Origin of the sequence: Agromyces ramosus (assembly GCF_030817175.1) — a bacterium.
Taxonomy (GTDB): domain Bacteria; phylum Actinomycetota; class Actinomycetes; order Actinomycetales; family Microbacteriaceae; genus Agromyces; species Agromyces ramosus_A.
The window spans coordinates 3,700,720-3,719,489 of sequence record NZ_JAUSYY010000001.1 but is presented as its reverse complement, the minus strand read 5'-3'; the positions used below and the strand labels follow the sequence as shown (position 1 = coordinate 3,719,489).

Sequence of the window (18,770 nt, the reverse complement as noted above, 5' to 3'; positions counted from 1 at the left end):
GGTGTCCTACTTCTTGACCGCTTTGCTCTCGGTGTCGCCGGAGAGCGCGGCGATGAACGCCTCTTGGGGCACCTCGACGCGGCCGACCATCTTCATGCGCTTCTTGCCCTCCTTCTGCTTCTCGAGGAGCTTGCGCTTGCGGGTGATGTCACCGCCGTAGCACTTGGCGAGCACGTCTTTGCGCATCGCGCGGATCGACTCGCGTGCGATGATGCGGGCGCCGATCGCCGCCTGGATCGGCACTTCGAACTGCTGCCGCGGGATGAGCTCGCGCAGGCGTCCGGTCATGAGCACGCCGTAGGCGTAGGCCTTGTCGCGATGCACGATCGCGCTGAACGCGTCGACCTGCTCGCCCTGCAGCAGAATGTCGACCTTCACGAGGTCGGCCGCCTGGTCGCCGATCGGCTCGTAGTCGAGCGAGGCGTAACCCGCCGTCTTCGACTTCAACTGGTCGAAGAAGTCGAACACGATCTCGCCGAGCGGGATGTTGTAGCGGATCTCGACGCGATCTTCGCCGAGGTACTCCATGCCGAGGAGCGCCCCGCGGCGCGACTGGCAGAGCTCCATGATGGTTCCGACGTAGTCTTTCGGCGCGAGGATCGCGGCGCGCACCATCGGCTCGCGCACCTCGACGATCTTCGCCCCGGTGGGGAACTCGCTCGGGTTGGTCACTGTGACCGACTTCTTGTCTTCGGTCGTCACCTCGTAGATGACCGACGGCGCCGTCGCGATGATGTCGAGGTCGAACTCGCGACGCAGCCGCTCGGTGACGATCTCGAGGTGCAGGAGGCCGAGGAATCCGCAGCGGAACCCGAAGCCGAGCGCGACCGACGTCTCGGGCTCGTAGACGAGCGCGGCGTCGGAGAGCTTCAGCTTGTCGAGGGCCTCGCGGAGCTCGGGATAATCGCTGCCGTCGATCGGGTAGAGACCTGAGAAGACCATCGGCAGCGGTTCGGTGTAGCCCGCGAGCGCCTCGGTGGCGGGCTTCGACGCCGTCGTCACCGTGTCGCCGACCTTCGACTGGCGCACGTCCTTCACGCCCGTGATGAGGTAGCCGACCTCGCCGATGCCGAGGCCCCTCGTCGGCGTCGGCTCGGGCGCGCTCACGCCGATCTCGAGGATCTCGTGCGTGGCACGCGTCGACATCATCTGGATGCGTTCGCGAGGGCTCAGCTGCCCGTCGATCATGCGGACGTACGTGACCACGCCGCGGTAGCTGTCGTAGACGGAGTCGAAGATCATGGCACGAGCCGGGGCATCCGGATCGCCCACCGGTGCCGGGATGCGCTCGACGACCCGGTCGAGCAGCTCTTCGACGCCGACGCCCGTCTTGCCGGACACCTTCATGACGTCGTCGGGCGAGCCGCCGATGAGGTCGGCGAGCTCGCGTGCGTACTTGTCGGGTTCGGCGGCCGGCAGGTCGATCTTGTTCAGCACCGGGATGATCTCGAGGTCGTTCTCGAGGGCGAGGTAGAGGTTCGCGAGCGTCTGGGCCTCGATGCCCTGCGCCGCGTCGACGAGGAGGATCGCGCCCTCGCACGCCGCGAGCGAGCGGGAGACCTCGTAGCTGAAGTCGACGTGCCCGGGGGTGTCGATCATGTTCAGCGCGTACGCGGTGTCGCCGAGCTGCCACGGCATGCGCACGGCCTGGCTCTTGATGGTGATGCCGCGCTCGCGCTCGATGTCCATGCGGTCGAGGTACTGGGCGCGCATGTCGCGGTCGCTCACCACACCGGTGATGCCGAGCATGCGGTCGGCGAGCGTCGACTTGCCGTGGTCGATGTGCGCGATGATGCAGAAGTTGCGGATCAGCGCAGGGTCGGTGGCGGCAGGCACCGGCGGGGTTACGGCTCTCGGAGACATCCTGTCGATTCTCCCATGACTTTCGACACCCGCTTCGACGGATGCCCACGCGCGGCCTCGGGCGTACGCTGGCAGCACCATGACCGTAGGGATGCCTCGCGCTCGCGTCGTGCTCGTGCACGGCCTGCGCACGTCGGCGTCGATGTGGCGGAGGCAGCTCCTGGCGCTCGAGGCGCTCGACCTCGATGTCGTCGCGGTCGACCTGCCCGGGCACGGTGCGCGCCTCGGGGAGCCGTTCACGCTCGACGAGGCGTTCCGCGTGATCGATGCGGCCTTCGAGGCTCCGACGGCGCCCGAGGCGCCGCTCCCCCGCCTCCTCGTGGGGCTGAGCCTCGGCGGATACCTCTCGATCGAGTACGCCGCCCGGAACCCGGGCCGGATCGACGGGCTCGTCGCCGCCTCCTGCGGCATCCGCCCGCGAGGGGCGCCCCTCGGCGGCTACCAGCGGCTCGCCGCCCTGATCGGACGCCTGCCCGATCGGGGTCGCGCCCTGAACGACCTGATGGCCCGAGCGTTCCTCCCGGCGGCCGCAGTCGACGACGTGATCGCGGGAGGCGTCGCGCTCGACGTGATGGCTCCGGCACTCGAGCTCGTGGGCACGCTCGACCCCGAACGTGCGCTCGCCGCGGTCGACGTGCCGGTCTGGTTCGTGAACGGGCGATTCGACCATTTCCGCCTCGAGGAGCGACGGATGCTGCGCGCCACGCGTGATGGCCGGCTCGTCGTCGTGCCCGGCGCCACCCACCTCGTGAGCCTCGCACGACCCGACGAGTTCACCGCCGTCGTCTCGGGGGCGGTCGCGGAACTCGAGCACCGCGCTGCCCTCGCGGCGCGCCGCCGCCGCCGCATTGGTGCGTCCGACGCCTAACTGGTATCGTTGTCTGTTGGCTTCCGTGTGGGTCCCACCCCGCACGACTCGCCGCGACGGCCCCTCTACCGATTGCGGCATGTCCGGTACCCGCATAAGACGAAAGACGAACCACGTGGCAAACATCAAGTCGCAGATCAAGCGCATCCGCACCAACCTGAAGGCGCAGGAGCGCAACAAGGCCGTCAAGAGCGAAGTGAAGCGTGCCGTCCGCGCGACGCGCGAGGCGATCGCCTCGGGCGACAAGGAGACGGCCACCACCGCTCTCCGCGCCGCGACGCGCAAGCTCGACAAGGCCGCCAGCAAGGGCGTCATCCACAAGAACCAGGCCGCGAACCGCAAGTCGGCCATCGCGAAGCAGGTCGCCGCTCTCTGAGCGAAGCGCACTGATCGAAGGGCCCCGCACCTCGTGCGGGGCCCTTCGTCGTACGTGGACGAACGAGCGGGCCGACTCAGCGGAGGTCGCGACCCCGCGCCGAGATGATGCCGACGAGGCGTTCGAGTGCGAACACCGGATCGCGCTCGGCGCCCTTGACCGCGGCGTCGGTCGCCGCGAGGGCCTCGATGGCTCGGGCGAGGCCCTCGTCGTCCCAGCCGGCGAGGTCGCGCCGGGCACGGTCGACCTGCCAGGGCGCGAGCCCGAGCGAGGACGCGACCTGCGGCCCGCCCCCGCGCACGCCCGAAACCTTGGCCATGGTGCGCACCTTCATGGCGAACGCGGCGACCATCGGCACCGGATCGGCACCGCTGTCGAGGGCGTGTCGCAGCGCGATGAGCGCTTCGCCGTGCCGGCCCGCGATCGCGGCATCGGCGACGGCGAAGGAGTTCGTCTCGACGCGGCCGCCGTAGTACTTCGCGACGACCCCGTCGGTGATGTCGCCGGGCGCATCCGAGATGAGCTGCCGGCACGCCGATGAGAGCTCGCGGAGATCGTCGCTGAATGCCGCGACGAGTGCCCGGAGCGCGCCGGGGCTGATCTTGCGGCTCGCCGCGCGGAACTCAGCCGCGGCGAAGTCCTGCTTCTCGGCGTCTCGCTTGAGCTCGGCGCAGACGATCTCGATGCCGCCGCCCGTGCCCGCACGAACCGCGTCGAGCAGCTTCTTGCCGCGCACCCCGCTGCGGTGCCGGAGCACGAGGGTGGTCGATTCCGCGGGCTGCCCGAGGTACTCGAGCGCGTCGATGAGGAAGTCGTCGCTCGCCCGCTCCACGCCGGCGACCCGGATGAGCCGGGGCTCGCCGAAGAGCGACGGACTCGCGAGCGTCATGAGCTCGCCGCGGCGATAGCCGTCGGCTTCGAGGTCGCTCACCTCGAGTGCCGGGTCTTCACCACGGAGGAAGTCGCGGAGCATCGTGATCGCGCGTTCGGCGAGCACGTCTTCGGCGCCGGAGACGAGCACCACCGATGCCGGGCGGATCTCGTTCCACCCGAGTTGCGGGATCACCGCCCTGGCCTTCGTCGTCGCGCCTGCCCGTGCCACGGCACCTCCCTGTTCCCGCCAAGTCTACGGGCGGGCACCGACGTCACCTGCGGCCCGCTCGCTCCAGAGCCGGAACCCATTGCCATCGGCCGTGAGCAGCGAGGTTCCCGATCGGTCGGTGCGCACGTCGCTCGTTCCGGTTTCCTCGAGGAGCTCGAGCAGCCGCTCGGTCGGATGCCCGTACCCGTTGTCGGCACCGACGCCGATGATGCCCACGGTCGCGCGCAGGACCTCGTAGAGCCGGTCGCTCTGGTCGGCGGACCCGTGGTGCGCGACCTTCACGAGATCGACCGGGCCCACGCCGCCGCCCACCAGCATGCGCGTCTGCGCTTCCTCGCCGAGGTCGCCGAGGAAGACGCCCGTGTAGGCCGGGGTATCCACCTCGAGCACGACACTCGCGTCGTTGCCCGGCGGGACGCCCGGTTCGGGCCAGAGCACGCGCCAGCGGGCGTCGCCGAGCGAACCCCGATGCCCGGCGACGACCTCGACGGCGACGGTGCCCGCCCCGACGAGCGGATCCAGCACCCGGCTCGACCGAGTGCCGTCGAGTGGACCGTGGATCATCGTGTCGACGCGGCCCACGACGGCGTCGACTCCCCCGGCGTGATCGGCATCCCAGTGCGTGACGACGAGCAGGTCGATGCGGTCGATGCCGAGGAACGACCTGCAGCGCTCGAGCGCGGCCGGGTCGGGGCCTGTGTCGATGAGCGCCACCTGTCCGCCGGATCGGAGGAACACGGCGTCGCCCTGTCCGATGTCGCAGGCCGCCACCGACCAGTCGCCGGGGCGCGTCGCCGCGGTGATCGCCGGGGCGCCGGCGAGCACCCCGACCGGGATGGCCAGGGCCAGCAGGAGCATGCTCCATGCGGTCGCACGAAGCCTCGGCGACGAGCGTCGCTCGAGTGCCAGCCAGAGCGCGAGTGCCGTGCACGCCGCGATGAGGATCGCGCCCGGGCCGTCGGGAAGCCATGGCAGCCGTCCGAACGGCAGTTCCGAGGCGCCGTGCGCGACGAGCGCGATCCAGCTCGCGGGCAGCCACGCCAACTGCAGGCAGGCGAACGCGAGTGAGGGCAAGACGGGCAGCAGGAGGCAGCCGACGAGTCCCACGATCGTGCCCACGGGAGCCGCTGGCGCCGCGAGCAGGTTCGCGGGCACGCCGTAGAGCGCAAGACCGGGATCGAGCAGTACGAGCACTGGCTGGCATGCCAGTTGCGCGGCGAGCGGCACCCCGAGGACGGCGGCCATCGGCAGCGGCATCACTCTGGCGAGGACGCGTGCCACGGGCCCGGCGAGGAGCAACAGCCCCGCGGTGGCGCACACCGACAACGCGAACCCGTAGTCGCGGGCGTACCAGGGATCGACGACGAGCAGCACGATGACGGCCAGGCAGAGCGCGGCGACCCCGCCGCCGGGCCGGCCGACGGCGATGGCCACGAGCACGACCACGGCCATCGTGCCCGCACGAACGACACTCGCCTCTGGCGTGACCAGCGCGATGAAGCCGACGAGCGCTGCGACCGCCACGACGACGCGCAGCGTTCGCCGCACACGGAGCGCACCGGCGGCCGCGAATGCGGCGGCCGTGACGATCGCGCAGTTCGCACCGGACACCGCGGTGAGATGGCTCAGCGAACTCGCCTTCATCGCCTCGTCGAGTGCGGAGCCGACGGCGCTCGTGTCGCCGATCGCGAGGCCGGGCACCAGCGCGCCGCCGTCGCCGCCGAGTCGCTCGGCGGCATCCGCGAAGCCGACCCGAAGTCCGGCGCTCCAGCGGAGCCAGGGCGGAGGGCTCGTGATCTGCACCTCGCCGATCGGCCGCAGCCGGAACGCCGCACCCTCCGAAGCCGGGAGTGCGGCGACACGGGCCTCGAAGGTCAGGCGTGTTCCGAGCTGCAGCCCGTCGCGGACTGCCGACACCATCGCGACGACCGCCACGCCCGCGACCGTCCGGTCGTCGACGCCGACTGCACGCCCTTCCACGCGGAGTTGGGGAACCGCCTCATCATGCGACCACGGCGCCGGCATCGACCGCGGGGCCGCGGTGAGCTCCATGACCACGCGTGCCGTGCGGAACTCCCCCGCCGCTGCGGCCAGCGGAGACGCGGTGCGCGCGTCGAGCGCCGTTGCGGCTGCGGTGGCGACCAGCGCGCAGGCCGCCAGCACTGCCAGTGCGGTCGCGGTGCCGCGGGTGAGTACGTCGACGGTGACGGAGCGCCGAGAGGGGCGACCGGCGGGCCATGCCAGCTTCGCCGCCGCCCGCAGTGCGAGCACCACGACGGCAGCGCTCCAGCATGCCGTCGCGAGCGCCCACGCCGGTACCCCCGCGTCGGGTGCGGCGACGGCGAGCCACGCCGCAAGCCAGGCGAAGCAGGCCGGCGCCAGGAGCCTGAGGTCGGGCATCAGAGCGCCACCCGGTCGGCGAGGCCGCCGAAGACCGCGTCGCCGATTCCCGTGACCTCGAGGAGCTGGTCGACGCTCGTGAACGGACCGTTCGCCTCGCGCCAGTCGATGATGCGCTGCGCGAGTGCCGGGCCGATGCGCGGAAGGGTGTCGAGTGCCGCGACATCCGCCGCGTTCAGGTGCACGATGCCGTCGGCGCCGACCGCGCCGCCAGGTGCCTGTCCGGGTGCCGGCGCTGGCGCGGGCGCGGGCGCCTGCCCGACGGCGAACACCACGAGTTGCTCGCCGTCGACGATCGGACGGGCGAGGTTCACCCCGGCGGGGTCGGCGTCGGCGGTGAACCCGCCAGCGGCCGCGACCGCGTCGACGACCCTCGCCCCGGCGTCGAGCTGGACGAGGCCCGGCTTCACGACGGCACCGAGCACGTGCACGAGCACCGGCGAGCCGTCGACCGTCACGGCATCGGGCGCGGCGGTCGCGGGCAGTTCGGTCGCCGACCCGTCGATCAGCGTCTGCTCGCCACCGCCGCCTGCGCTGAACGAGAGCATCGCGGCGACCGCGACCGCGGTGATGAACAGCACGACCGCCGCGCCGACGGCGATGCGCACGCGGGGTTTCGCGCGCCGAGCCGTGGGGTCGAGCCCGTCGAGAGGATCGGGATCACGGGACGCAGTCACGCTCGCACGCTATGCGAGCGCCGTGCCCCGAATCAGCTCGGCACCGCCGCGGCACGAGCAGCAGTGCCGCCGGGCGGTGTTGAGGAGGAGTCGTCAGGCCTTCGTGGCGATGTTCACGAGCCGCGGCGCACGCACGATGACGTTCACGACCTCACGGTCGCCGAGGGCTCGCACGACGGCCGCCGACGAGCGGGCGAGCGCCTCGAGCTCATCGCCCGACACCTTCGGCGAGACCTCCAGCCGATCGCGCACCTTGCCGTCGACCTGCACGATGGCGGTGACCGAGTCCTCGACGAGGAGCGCCGGGTCGGCCTTGCGCCACGTGACGAGCGAGACCGACGGCTCGTAGCCGAGACGCTGCCACATGTCTTCCGCGGTGTACGGGGCGAAGAGGTCGAGGATCATGGCCGTGACCTCGGATGCCTCGCGCACCGCGGCATCCGCGGCACCGGCCCCCGAGTCGATCGTCTTGCGCGTCGCATTCACGAGCTCCATCAGGCGCGCCACGACGACGTTGAACTTGAACGCCTCGATGAGCCCGGGAGCATCGGCGAGCAGTCGGTGCGTCACGCGGCGGAGGGCCACGTCGCCGGTCTTCCACTCGACGTCGGGGCTCGAGGCGACCTCGCCCGAGATGCGCCACGCGCGAGCGAGGAACTTCGCCGAACCGACCGGCGAGACATCCGCCCAGTCGATGTCGTCTTCGGGCGGCCCCGCGAACGCGAGGGTGACCCGCAGCGCGTCGGCACCGTGCGCCGACAGCTCGCCCGCGAACTCGACGAGGTTGCCCTTCGACTTCGACATCTTCGTGCCGTCCATGATGACCATGCCCTGGTTGAGCAGGGAGGTGAACGGCTCGGTGAAGCTCAGGTAGCCGAGGTCGAACAGCACCTTCGTGATGAAGCGCGAGTACAGCAGGTGCAGGATCGCGTGCTCCACGCCGCCGACGTACTGATCGACGGGCGCCCACTTCTCAGCCTCGGCCGGGTCGAACGGCTTCGTGTCGTCGTTCGGGTTCAGGTACCGCAGGTAGTACCAGGAGCTGTCGACGAACGTGTCCATGGTGTCGGAGTCGCGTCGCGCGTCGCCACCGCACTTCGGGCAGGCGACGTTCACCCAGTCTTCGGCGGCACCGAGCGGGCTCGCACCCTTCGGCTTCAGGTCGAGGCCCGCGGCATCCGGCAGCTGCACCGGCAGCTCGGACTCGGGAACCGGCACCTCACCGCACTCGGAGCAGTGGATGATCGGGATCGGCGTGCCCCAATAGCGCTGGCGCGAGATGAGCCAGTCGCGCAGCCGGAAGTTCTTCGAGGCACGGCCGAGCCCCCGCTCGGCGAGCAGTTCGATGACACGGCGGATCGCGTTGGACTTCGAGAGTCCGTCGAGCGGTCCGGAGTTGACGAGCCGACCCTCGCCGGCGAGGGCGATGCCGGTGGTCGCCGGGTCGAGCGGCGAGGGCTCGTCGGGCAGCATCGGTGCGCCGTGCTCATCGAGGGCGATCACGGGGATCACGCCGGTGACGGGGGCGTTCGTGTCGACCACGATGCGCACCGGCAGACCGAAGGCGCGCGCGAAGTCGAGGTCGCGCTGGTCGTGCGCCGGCACGGCCATGATCGCGCCGTGGCCGTAGTCGGCGAGCACGTAGTCGGCCGCCCAGATCGGCAGACGCTCACCGTTCACCGGGTTGATCGCGTACCGCTCGAGGAAGATGCCGGTCTTCGGGCGGTCGGTGGAGAGGCGATCGATGTCGCTCTCAGAGCGGACGGAGTCGAGGTAGTCGGTGAAGCGGGCCTGCACCTCGTCGGATGCCCCGGCCGCGAGCTCGGCCGCGAGCTCGGAGTCGGGCGCCACGACCATGAAGGTCGCGCCGTAGAGCGTGTCGGGCCGGGTCGTGAACACGGAGATGCGTTCGTCACGGCCCTCGATCACGAACTCGACGTCGGCGCCCGAGGAGCGGCCGATCCAGTTGCGCTGCATGGAGATGACCTTCGACGGCCACGCGCCCTCGAGCTGGTTCAGGTCGTCGAGCAGCCGGTCGGCGTAGTCGGTGACGCGGAAGTACCACTGCGTCAGGGCCTTCTTCGTGACGACGAAGCCGCAACGCTCGCAGTGACCGTCGATGACCTGCTCGTTCGCGAGCACGGTCTGGTCGTTCGGGCACCAGTTGACCAGGCCCGCCTTGCGATAGGCGATGCCCTTCTCGTGGAGCTTCAGGAACAGCCACTGGTTCCACTTGTAGTACTCGGGGTCGCTCGTGTGCAGCTCGCGAGACCAGTCGAACGACGGGGCGTACTGGCGGAACGAGCGCTTCTGCTGCTCGATGTTCTCGTAGGTCCAGCCACGCGGGTCGATTCCGCGCTTGATCGCGGCGTTCTCGGCCGGCAGCCCGAACGAGTCCCATCCGACGGGGTGCAGCACATCGAAGCCCTGGTGGCGCCAGTAGCGGGCGACGGTGTCGCCGTAGCCGAACGCCTCGGCATGCCCCATGTGCAGGTCGCCCGAGGGGTACGGGAACATGTCGAGGATGTACTTGCGCGGCCTCGTGTCGCCCGGCTGGCCCGCGCGGAACTGCTGGAGCTCGTCCCACACGGGAAGCCACTTCGCCTGGATCGCGGCGAAGTCGTACGCGCCGGCATCGGCGTGCGCAGGGTCCTGGTCGTGTGCCACGTGACTCTCAATCGTTTCGCTTGCGGGGCTCGCTCCGCGGGATTTCCGGGCGCGCCGCAACGAGGCGCACTCGGGTATCCAGCCTACTCACTCCGCGGCGGGCGTCGCCGCGCCGAGCACCTCGAGCAGCGCCCGGGCCTTCACCCGGGTCTCCTCGATCTCCTCCTCGGCGATCGAGAGCGCGGTGATGCCCCCGCCCGTGCCGATGCTGGCACCCTGCGGGGTCAGCACGATCGATCGGATGACCATGGCGAGGTCGGCGGTGCCGTCGATGCCGAGGTAGCCGAACGCGCCCGAGTAGACCCCTCGGGGCCCCTGCTCCAGTTCGTGCAGGATCGTCATCGCACTGCGCTTGGGGGCTCCCGTCATCGAGCCGGCCGGGAACGCCGCCTGCACGACGTCGAGTGCGGTCAGCGGATGACGGATCCGGGCCTGCACCGTCGAGACGAGCTGGTGCACGTGCGCGTACTCCTCCACTTCGAGCAGACTCGGCACGCTCACCGTGCCGAGCTCCGCGATGCGGCCGAGGTCGTTTCGCATGAGATCGACGATCATCAGGTTCTCGGCGCGCTCCTTCTCGCTCTCGAGGAGCTCGCGCCGCAGGGCCAGGTCGACCGCCGGATCGGCAGAGCGGGGGCGCGTGCCCTTCATCGGCTTCGTCGACACGATGCCGCCCGGCTCGACGTGGAGGAACTGCTCGGGTGAGGCGCTCAGCAGGGCGAAGCCGCCGAAGCGCAGGTACCCGCCGTGGTGACTCGGACTCGACGCCCGCACCGCGAGGTAGGTCGTGGCGGGGTCTGGCCGCACCGCGACGTCGACCCGATTCGTGAGGCACAGCTGGTAGGCGTCGCCACGCACGATCGCGGCCTGGCATGCGGCGATGAGGGCGGCGTACGTCGCCGCGTCGTGGCGCCAGCGGACCGCGGGTGGCGCTGCGGGCGCATTCCGCGGGCGGGCGTCGGCTGCCGTCGACACCGCGGTGTCGGCCATCGACACGAGCGCTGACGCGAGTTCGTCGGCCCACGCCTCGGCGTCGGGCTCGGCGTGGGGGCTCGGGGCATGCGCCTCACCGCCGTCGAGCCACACGAGGCTCACCGTGCGCGAGCCGTGGTCGAAGAGGATGCCGCGATCGATGAAGAGGAATGCGGCATCCGGAGTCTCGGCATCGTCAGCCGGCACGTCGTTCAACTGCGCACCGAGTTCGTAGCCGAACCAGCCGATCCAGCCGAGGGGGCCGGTCGTCTCGGGCGCGCCCTCCGCGGATGGATCACGCGTGATGCGCTCGGCCAGGATGTCGAACACGGATGCCGCGAGCGTCGCCTCGCCCGGTTCGCCACGCAAGGGCCTGCTGCGGGTCACCGTGCCCTGTGCCGCGTCTGCGGTCACGAACTCGGTGCCGGCGTGCGCGGAGGCGATGAAGCTGACCCCCGACGTGGCATCCGTGCCCCCGTCGAGCCACACCGCGTATGCGGTGTCGGCGTACCGGGCGCTGAAGACGGCCTCGGGGTCCCGCCACTCCGGCAGGGGTCGGCTACGGATGGCGCGCGGCATCCTCTCAGCCTAGGACGCGGCCACGGGCTCCCGGTCGGTCGTGGCTCGACCCGCCTCGATCGTCACGACCCGGTCGACGAGCGACTCGTCGACGGGCGCGTGGGAGATGAGCACCACCGTGCCGCCCGAGCGGCTCGCCGAGTGCATCAGCTCGCGCACCAGCGCGTCGGCGCGTGCCGGGTCGACGTTCGCCGTGGGCTCATCGAGGACGAGCACCGGGAACTCGGCGAGCATCGCTCGGGCGAGCGCGATGCGCTGCGCCTGTCCGCCCGAGACGAGCGCGCCACGCTCGCCGACCTTCGCGTCGAGTCCGCCGCGCTCGCCGACCCACTCGAGCAGGCCCACCCGATCGAGCACGTCGAGGAGCTCCTCGTCGCTCGCGGACTCGCGGGCGAAGAGCAGGTTCTGGCGAACGCTCTCGTCGAAGAGCCATGGGCTCTGCTCGACGAGTCCGACGAGCCGGCGCACGGCCGCAGGTTCGAGGGGTCGCCGCTTCGACCCCGTCGAGGCGGTAGGAGCCCGCGTAGTCGAGGAACCGCACGAGGACGTGCGCGAGCGTGGTCTTGCCCGCCCCGGATCCGCCCCGCACGAGCACCCGCTCCCCCGGCGCGAGCGCGAGGTCGAGGCCGTCGAGTCCGGCGGAGTGCGGCCCATCGACGTGCGGCACCGGGCGTTCGAGGACGGCCGCCCCGGCCAGAGCCGGCCATTCCGCGCGGACGCCGCCCAGTACGATCGCGGGCGGGTGCGCCGGCGTCGACGCGAGCTCGGTGGGTACCACGGGCCGCGTCGGGATGCCGGCAGGCAGCAGCGCCGGCACCGCAGTCGCGACGCGTTCGGCGCTCGGCCGCGCCTGGCGGTACGCGCTGACGGCGAGGGGCACGGCCGATGCGACCTCGGCGATCGCGAGCGGCACGAGGCAGAGCACCGCGAAGACCGGCCCCGAGATGCGTTCCGCCTCGAGGAGCGGCACTGCCGCAGTGAGACTCGCCGCGACGGCGATGCCCCCGACGGCCGTCATGGCGGCGGATGCCACGCCCGTCGCGGCGGCCCTCGAGCGCGTGGCTCGTGCGAGCCGCTCGCCCAGTTGCTCGATGCGCCGGCGCCGGGTGTCCGCCGCATCGAACGCGACGAGCACGTCGAGCGCCTGCACGTGCTCGACGATCGCCGCCTGCAACTCGCCGCGCAGCAGCGCGAGCCGTCGCTGCGCCCGGCCGGCGGAGCGATGCTGCACGACGAGGGCCGCCCCGATGCCGGCGACGAGACAGGCGAGCACCGGTACGGCCGCCGCAGGAGCGAGCACCGCGATGCCGACGACCGCCAGCGCGAGGACGATGACCGCGCTCACGATCGGTTGCACGACCCGGAGGGGCACGTTCTGCAGCTCGTCGACATCGTCGACGAAGCGCGTGAGCAGGTCGCCCCGGCGACTCGCGGCGAGGCCGTCGGGCGCGAGCGGGAGCATCCGTTCGAAGATGCCCGCGCGAATGGCGGCGAGCTGACGGAAGGAGGCGTCGTGGCCGGTCAGCCGCTCGAGGTACCGGAAGACGGCTCGCCCGAGTGCGAAGGCCCGAACACCGACGATGCCGAGCGAGAGGTAGAGCACCGGCGGCTGCTCGGCCGCGCGCGCGATGAGCCAGGCCGCGCAGGCGAGCAGCGCCACGCTCGAACCCGCAGAGGCGACGCCGAGCACCACCGAGGGCAGGAGCCGCCGGAAGGGAGGGATCGCGGTGCGAAGCATCGCGCGGGTCGGATCAGACATGCGCCGCCGCCAGTTCGATCGATCGATCGGCCGCATCGCTCAGCGCCGATCGGTGCGTCGAGAGGACGACCACGCGGCCCTCATCGGTGAGCCGCCGAAGGCGTGCGGCGAATTCCGACTCTCGGTCGGCGTCCTGTGCGGATGTCGGCTCGTCGAGCAGGAGGAGCCGACCGTCGCGGGCGAGCAGCCGGTGGATCGCACGTGCCGTCGCCACCCGCTGCGCCTGCCCGCCCGAGAGGCCGGCGCCCGCTGGGCCGAGGCGCCGCTCGGGATCGAGTTCGACCCCCGCGATCAGCAGCGCGCGAGTGAGGTGATGGCGGCCGGCGTGCTCGTCGCCCAGGCGCACGTTCTCGGCGATGGTCCCCTCGAAGAGCGCCGGAGCCTGCCCCGACCACGCGATCGCCGACCGGTCGCCCGGCTGCAGCGGCCGTCCCGCGAGGCGGAGCTCGCCCTCGGAGTCGGCGAAACCGAGGATGGCGGCGAAGAGGCTCGACTTGCCCGAGCCGCTCTCGCCGGTGATCGCAACGAGTTCCCCCGGTCGCGCCTCGAGGTCGAAGCCGTCGAGCACGACGCGCTCCCCGCGTCGAACGCGCACGTCGCGCACGATGAGCCCTTCGTGCCGCGCGCCTCGCCGGTCGGGACCGCGATCGTGATCGCCGGGCGCAGGTGCCGCCGACTCGCCGGCGGCCACGTGCAGATCGAATGCGTCCGACGATGCCGCCACTCCGGCCGCTGAGGCGTGGAACGCCGCACCCACGTTCCGCAGCGGCACGAAGACCTCGGGTGCGAGCACGAGCACGAAGAGCCCCGGCGCGAGCGTCAGGTCGCCGCCGACGAGCCGGAGGCCGATCGACACGGCGACGAGCGCGACCGAGAGGCTCGCCGCGAGCTCGAGGGTGAACCCCGAGAGGAACGTGATGCGGAGCACCTTCATCGTGCGTGAGCGATAGTCGTCGGTGACGTCGCGGATTCGGCTCGTCTGGCGCTCCGCGCGCCCGAACACGGCGAGCGTCGAGAGTCCGCCCACCACCTCGAGGAATCCGCGGGAGAGCGACGCGAGGCTCTCCCACTGGCGCCGCTGCACCGCTTCGGTGGCCATGCCGATGAGCGCCATGAACACCGGGATGAGCGGCAGCACGAGCACGAGCACGAGGCCTGACAGCGGGTCGGCGATCCACGCCGCGGCGATGAGCAGCGGCGTCGCGATGACCGTGAGCACGAGCTGCGGGAGATACCGCCCGAAGTACTCGTCGAGCGCGTCGAGGCCCGGGCCGAGGAGGGTCGCGATGCGGGCGGTCGGGAAGCCGGGCACGCCGCCCGGCCGCCGTTCGAGCAGCTCGAGGACATCGCGGCGGAGTTCCGCCTTCACGCGCATCGCCCCCGCTGAACCCGCGAGGTCCCAGAGCCACGCGGTGAGGGCCCGAGCGGATGCCGCCGCCACGAGGACGACGAGGAGTGGCAACGCCTGTGACATCCGCATGCCATCGATCACGCCCGCGACGAGGGAGGCGAGCGCCCACGCGAAGGCGAGGATCGCCGCAGCCTGCCCGACGGCGAGCGCGCCGCCGGCGACGAGGAACCCGCGGGCGGCGCGCGAGCGACGGAGGAGTCTCGGATCGAGTGGCGTCACGGTCAGTGCGCTGCGGCTTCGATGGAGGCCCGCGTCACGCGCTTGCGGAAGACCCAGTAGGTCCAGCCCTGGTACGCGAGCACGAGCGGAAAGAAGATGAGCGCCGTCCAGCTCATGACGGTGAGCGTGTAGGTCGAGCTCGAGGCGTTCTCGATCGTGAGGCTGTTCGCCGGGTCGTTCGACGCGGGCATGACCTCGGGGAACAACGCCGAGAACAGGGCGAGCACCGCGGCAGCGGTGGTGATCGCGAGCAGGCTGAACGCGAGGCCCTCGGCGCCCCCGGCGTTGGCGAGCCAGCCGGCGACGAGGGCGATCGCCGCTGCGGCGGCGAAGCCCCAGAACCAGGGGGCGCCGAATGCGAGCCCCGTCCAGGCGAGGAACGCCGCCGCGACGACGATCGCGATGAATCCCGACCGCGCGGCGAGGCGGCGTGCGCGTTCGCGCAACTCTCCCTCGGTCTTGAGTGAGACGAAGACGACGCCGTGCGTGAAGAACAGGAGGAGTGTCGTCGCTCCGCCGAGGAGCGCGTACGGATTCAGGAGATCGAGCAGCGTGCCCGTGTAGTTGTGTCCGGCGTCGAGCGGGACCCCCTGCACGATGTTCGCGAACGCGACCCCCCAGAGGAACGCCGGCACGGCGGATCCGACGATGATCATGCGGTCGAACGATCGCTTCCACCTCGACTCGGGCCGCTGGTGGCGGTACTCGAACGAGACGCCGCGCGCGATGAGCGCGAGGAGGATCAGCAGCAACGCGAGGTAGAACCCCGAGAAGAGCGTCGCGTACCACTCGGGGAAGGCCGCGAACAGCGAGGCGCCGGCGACGATGACCCACGTCTCGTTCAGGTCCCAGACCGGTCCGATCGTGTTGATGAGCACACGGCGGTCGGTCTCGTCGCGGCCGAGGAAGGGCAGCGACATCCCGACGCCGAAGTCGAACCCGTCGAGCACGAAGTACCCGATGAAGAGGAAGGCGACGATCCAGAACCAGAGCACCGACAGATCCATGCGCGTTTCCTCCTAGTAGACGGTCGTGGCCGGTTCGACGCGGCCGGTCTCGGGGTCGGGCTCGCCGACCTCGGGCGGACCGTTGCGGATGGCGCGCACCACGAGTCGGGCCTCGACCACCGCGAGCGTGCCGTAGACCAGGGTGAAGGCGACGAGCGAGATGAGCACGTCGAGCCCGGTCACGTTCGGCGACACCGCCGACTCGGTCGGCAGCAGGCTGAACACGATCCACGGCTGCCGGCCCATCTCGGTGAAGATCCAGCCGACGATCATCGCCGCGAGTGAGAGCGGGAAGCTCCAGATCGCGATCTTCCACACCCAGGGCCGCTTCGGCATGCGCCCCTTGCGCGTGAGCCAGAGGCCGATCACCGCGACGAGCACGTGCGCCATGCCGAGCCCGATCATCCAGCGGAACGACCAGTAGGTGATCCAGATGATCGGCGTGTAGTCGCCCGGCCCGTAGAGCATCTCGTACTGGCCCTGCAGGTCGTTGATGCCCTCGACGCACCCGTCGAACGTGTGGGTCGAGAGGAACGAGAGCAGATAGGGCACGCGGATCGAGAAGAGCTCGCTGGAGCCATCGGGCGTGCCGAGCGTGAAGAGCGAGAACGAGGCATCCGCTCCGCACACCGTCTCGTAGGTGGCTTCGGCCGCGGCCATCTTCATCGGCTGGGTCGCGACCATCGCGAGGCTCAGCTGGTCGCCGAAGACGGTCGTCAGGATGCCGGCGCCCACCATGACCCAGAGGCCGAACTTCAGCGCGGGCCGCATGGTGTCGAGGTGCTGGTTGCGCGCGAGGTGCCACGCCGCGGCGCTGATGACGAGCCCGGCCGCGACCATGAAGCTCGCCGCGATGGTGTGCGGGAACGCGGCCACCGCCACCGGGTTGGTGAGCAGGGCGCCGATGTCGACGAGCTCGGCGCGGCCCTTCTCGGCGTTCATCTCGTAGCCGACGGGGTTCTGCATGAACGCGTTCGCCGCGATGATGAAGTACGCAGAGGCGATGGAGCCGACGGCGGTCGCCCAGATCGTGGCGAGGTGCACGCCACGCGGGAGCTTGTCCCAGCCGAAGATCCAGAGGCCGATGAACGTCGCCTCGAAGAAGAACGCGAGCAGCCCTTCGAGTGCGAGCGGGGCACCGAACACGTCGCCGACGAAGCGCGAGTACTCCGACCAGTTCATGCCGAACTGGAATTCCTGCACGATGCCGGTGACGACGCCCATGGCGAAGTTGATGAGGAAGATCGAGCCGAAGAACTTCGTGATGCCGAGGTACTCCGCCTTGCCGGTGCGATACCAGGCGGTCTGGAAGACGGCGGCGGTGGTCGCGAGGCCGATCGTGAGCGGCACGAAGAGGAAGTGATAGACCGTCGTCAGCCCGAACTGCCAACGGGCGAGCAGGAGCGGATCGAGCAGTTCGTTCACGGATGCCCCTTTCACGCGCCGCCGGCCGCGGCTACAGTTCTACAATGCGTAGAACTCGCTTTCTACACAGCGTAGAACATCTGGCGTTCCGACGGTAGTCTGGAGCCATGGCGAGTCTCGGCGATCTCGAACGCTCCGTGATGGAGGTGCTCTGGTCGAACGACGGCGCCCTCACGTCGAACGAGCTTCGCGACTCGCTCGCCCTCCGCGGCGACGAGCCCGGCCATGCCGTCGCGATCACCACCGTGCTCACCGTGCTCTCGCGACTCGAGCGCAAGGGCTTCGTCACCCGGGCTCGCGACGTGCGTCCGCACCGTTACCGCGCGCTCCTCAGCCGCGAGGAGCACACCGCCGAGCTCATGCACGAGGTCCTCGATCGTGCGAGCGATCGCGATGCGGCACTCGCCCGCTTCGTCGGCACCGCGAGCGACGGTGAGGCCGCAACGTTGCGCAGGCTCCTCGACGATCTCGCGCGATCCTGACGATGCTCGCCATCGCCGTCATCCTCGGCGTGCTCGCGGTCGCCCTGGCGTGGCCGATCCCGGTGGCGCTCTCGCGAGCGGCGTGGCCCGCACGCTCCCCCGCGGTTGCGCTCGGACTGTGGCAGGCGATCGCGCTCGCCGGCGGTCTGTCGATGATCGGATCCCTCATCGCCTTCGGAGCGGCACCGGCGGGTTCTCTCCTTGCCGCGGCCGCCGACCTCATCCCCGCATTCACTGCGGGGCCGATGCCGGCCGCCTTCGGCGTCATCCAGGTCGCAGCCCTCACCCTCGCCGCCGGTCTCGCCGTTCACCTCGGCCTGAGCCTCGCGCTCACCGCGGTGCGCGCCGAGCGCGAACGGCGGCGCCAGCACCAGTTGATCGACCTCCTGAGCGACCCGATGCCGGGCGAGCCCGGCACGCGCGTCCTCGCCCATCCGGTGCCGCTGGCCTATTGCGTGCCGGGCATCCGCACGACGACCGTGCTCACCGAGGGCCTCGTGCGCACCCTCGAGCCTCGGGAGCTCGCCGCCGTCATCGCCCACGAGCGCGCGCACCTCGAACAACTCCATCACCTCGTGCTGCTCGCGTTCCGGGCATGGCACAGCGCCCTCCCCTGGTTCCCGATCGCGAATCGCGCGGAGCGCTCGGTCGTCGTGCTCACCGAGATGCTCGCCGACGACGGCGCACGCCGGACTGCCGGCGATGCTGCGCTCCGCTCGGCGCTGCTGCGGCTCGGCAGCGGCGGTGAACCCGGCGCCTACGCCGACACCGGCGGCGTGGCGCCCGACGCCGAGATGCTCACGGCGCGGCTTGCGCGACTCGACGGCGGCGACCGTGACGGTGACGCCGCGCCGCTCGGCAGCGGCGTCCGAGTCGCGGTGCTCGTGGCATCCGTCGCCCTGGTCGCCGTGCCCGTCGTCGCCGGCATCGCGATGCTCGGAATCCTCCCCTAGTCTGACGCGG

General features: G+C 70.9%; 14 protein-coding genes and 1 pseudogene. 4 read left to right on the top strand and 11 right to left on the bottom strand.

Translation table 11 applies throughout. From position 1 onward, the window contains the following. Nucleotides 1-6 precede the first annotated feature (6 nt). Complete coding sequence (lepA, locus tag QFZ26_RS17435) at nucleotides 7-1,863, bottom strand: translation elongation factor 4 (protein ID WP_307044371.1); 1,857 nt, start codon at nucleotides 1,861-1,863, stop codon at nucleotides 7-9. Between the two features lie 79 nt (nucleotides 1,864-1,942). Between lepA and QFZ26_RS17430 the strand changes: the two genes are divergently transcribed. Together QFZ26_RS17430 and rpsT are read left to right on the top strand one after the other, a co-directional pair. Beyond that, on the top strand, nucleotides 1,943-2,731 hold the full coding sequence (locus QFZ26_RS17430; protein WP_307044369.1) for an alpha/beta fold hydrolase: 789 nt from the start codon (nucleotides 1,943-1,945) through the stop codon (nucleotides 2,729-2,731). Between the two features lie 115 nt (nucleotides 2,732-2,846). Next, complete coding sequence (gene rpsT, locus QFZ26_RS17425; RefSeq protein WP_307044367.1) at nucleotides 2,847-3,107, top strand: 30S ribosomal protein S20; 261 nt, start codon at nucleotides 2,847-2,849, stop codon at nucleotides 3,105-3,107. A 76-nt stretch (nucleotides 3,108-3,183) separates the two neighbouring features. On the opposite strand, the gene holA is transcribed toward rpsT, so the two are convergent. The 10 genes and pseudogenes from holA to QFZ26_RS17370 all read right to left on the bottom strand — a co-directional run bounded on the left by holA (nucleotide 3,184) and on the right by QFZ26_RS17370 (nucleotide 17,325). After that, nucleotides 3,184-4,209: a DNA polymerase III subunit delta gene (gene holA / locus QFZ26_RS17420; protein ID WP_307044366.1), complete on the bottom strand. Its 1,026-nt coding sequence runs from the start codon at nucleotides 4,207-4,209 to the stop codon at nucleotides 3,184-3,186. 24 nt (nucleotides 4,210-4,233) lie between these two features. After that, a complete protein-coding gene (locus QFZ26_RS17415) occupies nucleotides 4,234-6,609 on the bottom strand; it encodes a ComEC/Rec2 family competence protein (protein ID WP_307044364.1) in 2,376 nt (791 codons plus the stop codon). Beyond that, nucleotides 6,609-7,286: a ComEA family DNA-binding protein gene (locus tag QFZ26_RS17410; RefSeq protein ID WP_307044362.1), complete on the bottom strand. Its 678-nt coding sequence runs from the start codon at nucleotides 7,284-7,286 to the stop codon at nucleotides 6,609-6,611. The genes QFZ26_RS17415 and QFZ26_RS17410 overlap by 1 nt, the downstream gene beginning before the upstream one ends. Before the next feature lie 93 nt (nucleotides 7,287-7,379). Next, nucleotides 7,380-9,953 (bottom strand): leucine--tRNA ligase, encoded by a 2,574-nt coding sequence (gene leuS, locus QFZ26_RS17405; RefSeq protein ID WP_307044361.1) that lies wholly within the window; start codon nucleotides 9,951-9,953, stop codon nucleotides 7,380-7,382. A gap of 87 nt (nucleotides 9,954-10,040) precedes the next feature. Beyond that, nucleotides 10,041-11,504 (bottom strand): aminodeoxychorismate synthase component I, encoded by a 1,464-nt coding sequence (pabB, locus tag QFZ26_RS17400; protein ID WP_307044359.1) that lies wholly within the window; start codon nucleotides 11,502-11,504, stop codon nucleotides 10,041-10,043. Between the two features lie 9 nt (nucleotides 11,505-11,513). Beyond that, on the bottom strand, nucleotides 11,514-11,720 hold the full coding sequence (locus QFZ26_RS17395) for a hypothetical protein (protein ID WP_307045167.1): 207 nt from the start codon (nucleotides 11,718-11,720) through the stop codon (nucleotides 11,514-11,516). 33 nt (nucleotides 11,721-11,753) lie between these two features. After that, nucleotides 11,754-13,242, bottom strand: a pseudogene (cydC, locus tag QFZ26_RS17385) (thiol reductant ABC exporter subunit CydC); the annotation flags it as partial. A 13-nt stretch (nucleotides 13,243-13,255) separates the two neighbouring features. Continuing rightward, nucleotides 13,256-14,893, bottom strand: a complete 1,638-nt coding sequence (gene cydD, locus QFZ26_RS17380) for a thiol reductant ABC exporter subunit CydD (RefSeq protein ID WP_307044357.1) — start codon at nucleotides 14,891-14,893, stop codon at nucleotides 13,256-13,258. 2 nt (nucleotides 14,894-14,895) lie between these two features. Next, the gene (gene cydB / locus QFZ26_RS17375; protein WP_307044356.1) at nucleotides 14,896-15,900 is read right to left on the bottom strand and encodes a cytochrome d ubiquinol oxidase subunit II; all 1,005 of its coding nucleotides are present in this window, start codon (nucleotides 15,898-15,900) and stop codon (nucleotides 14,896-14,898) included. A 12-nt stretch (nucleotides 15,901-15,912) separates the two neighbouring features. Beyond that, nucleotides 15,913-17,325 carry a cytochrome ubiquinol oxidase subunit I gene (locus QFZ26_RS17370; RefSeq protein WP_307044354.1) on the bottom strand — a complete coding sequence of 471 codons (1,413 nt, stop codon included), beginning with the start codon at nucleotides 17,323-17,325 and terminating at the stop codon, nucleotides 15,913-15,915. Between the two features lie 107 nt (nucleotides 17,326-17,432). Between QFZ26_RS17370 and QFZ26_RS17365 the strand changes: the two genes are divergently transcribed. Together QFZ26_RS17365 and QFZ26_RS17360 are read left to right on the top strand one after the other, a co-directional pair. Then, the gene (locus tag QFZ26_RS17365; protein WP_307044351.1) at nucleotides 17,433-17,807 is read left to right on the top strand and encodes a BlaI/MecI/CopY family transcriptional regulator; all 375 of its coding nucleotides are present in this window, start codon (nucleotides 17,433-17,435) and stop codon (nucleotides 17,805-17,807) included. Between the two features lie 2 nt (nucleotides 17,808-17,809). Continuing rightward, entirely contained in the window at nucleotides 17,810-18,760 is a 951-nt protein-coding gene (locus QFZ26_RS17360; RefSeq protein ID WP_307044349.1) for a M56 family metallopeptidase, read from the top strand. Nucleotides 18,761-18,770: the final 10 nt, after the last annotated feature.

What these genes read in the sequence shown, in the direction of transcription:
- lepA (WP_307044371.1), bottom strand. Translation starts at nt 1,863, where the DNA reads ATGTCTCCGAGAGCCGTAACCCCGCCGGTGCCTGCCGCCACCGACCCT.
- QFZ26_RS17430 (WP_307044369.1), top strand. Translation starts at nt 1,943, where the DNA reads ATGACCGTAGGGATGCCTCGCGCTCGCGTCGTGCTCGTGCACGGCCTG.
- QFZ26_RS17415 (WP_307044364.1), bottom strand. Translation starts at nt 6,609, where the DNA reads ATGCCCGACCTCAGGCTCCTGGCGCCGGCCTGCTTCGCCTGGCTTGCG.
- pabB (WP_307044359.1), bottom strand. Translation starts at nt 11,504, where the DNA reads ATGCCGCGCGCCATCCGTAGCCGACCCCTGCCGGAGTGGCGGGACCCC.
- cydB (WP_307044356.1), bottom strand. Translation starts at nt 15,900, where the DNA reads ATGGATCTGTCGGTGCTCTGGTTCTGGATCGTCGCCTTCCTCTTCATC.
- QFZ26_RS17365 (WP_307044351.1), top strand. Translation starts at nt 17,433, where the DNA reads ATGGCGAGTCTCGGCGATCTCGAACGCTCCGTGATGGAGGTGCTCTGG.
- QFZ26_RS17360 (WP_307044349.1), top strand. Translation starts at nt 17,810, where the DNA reads ATGCTCGCCATCGCCGTCATCCTCGGCGTGCTCGCGGTCGCCCTGGCG.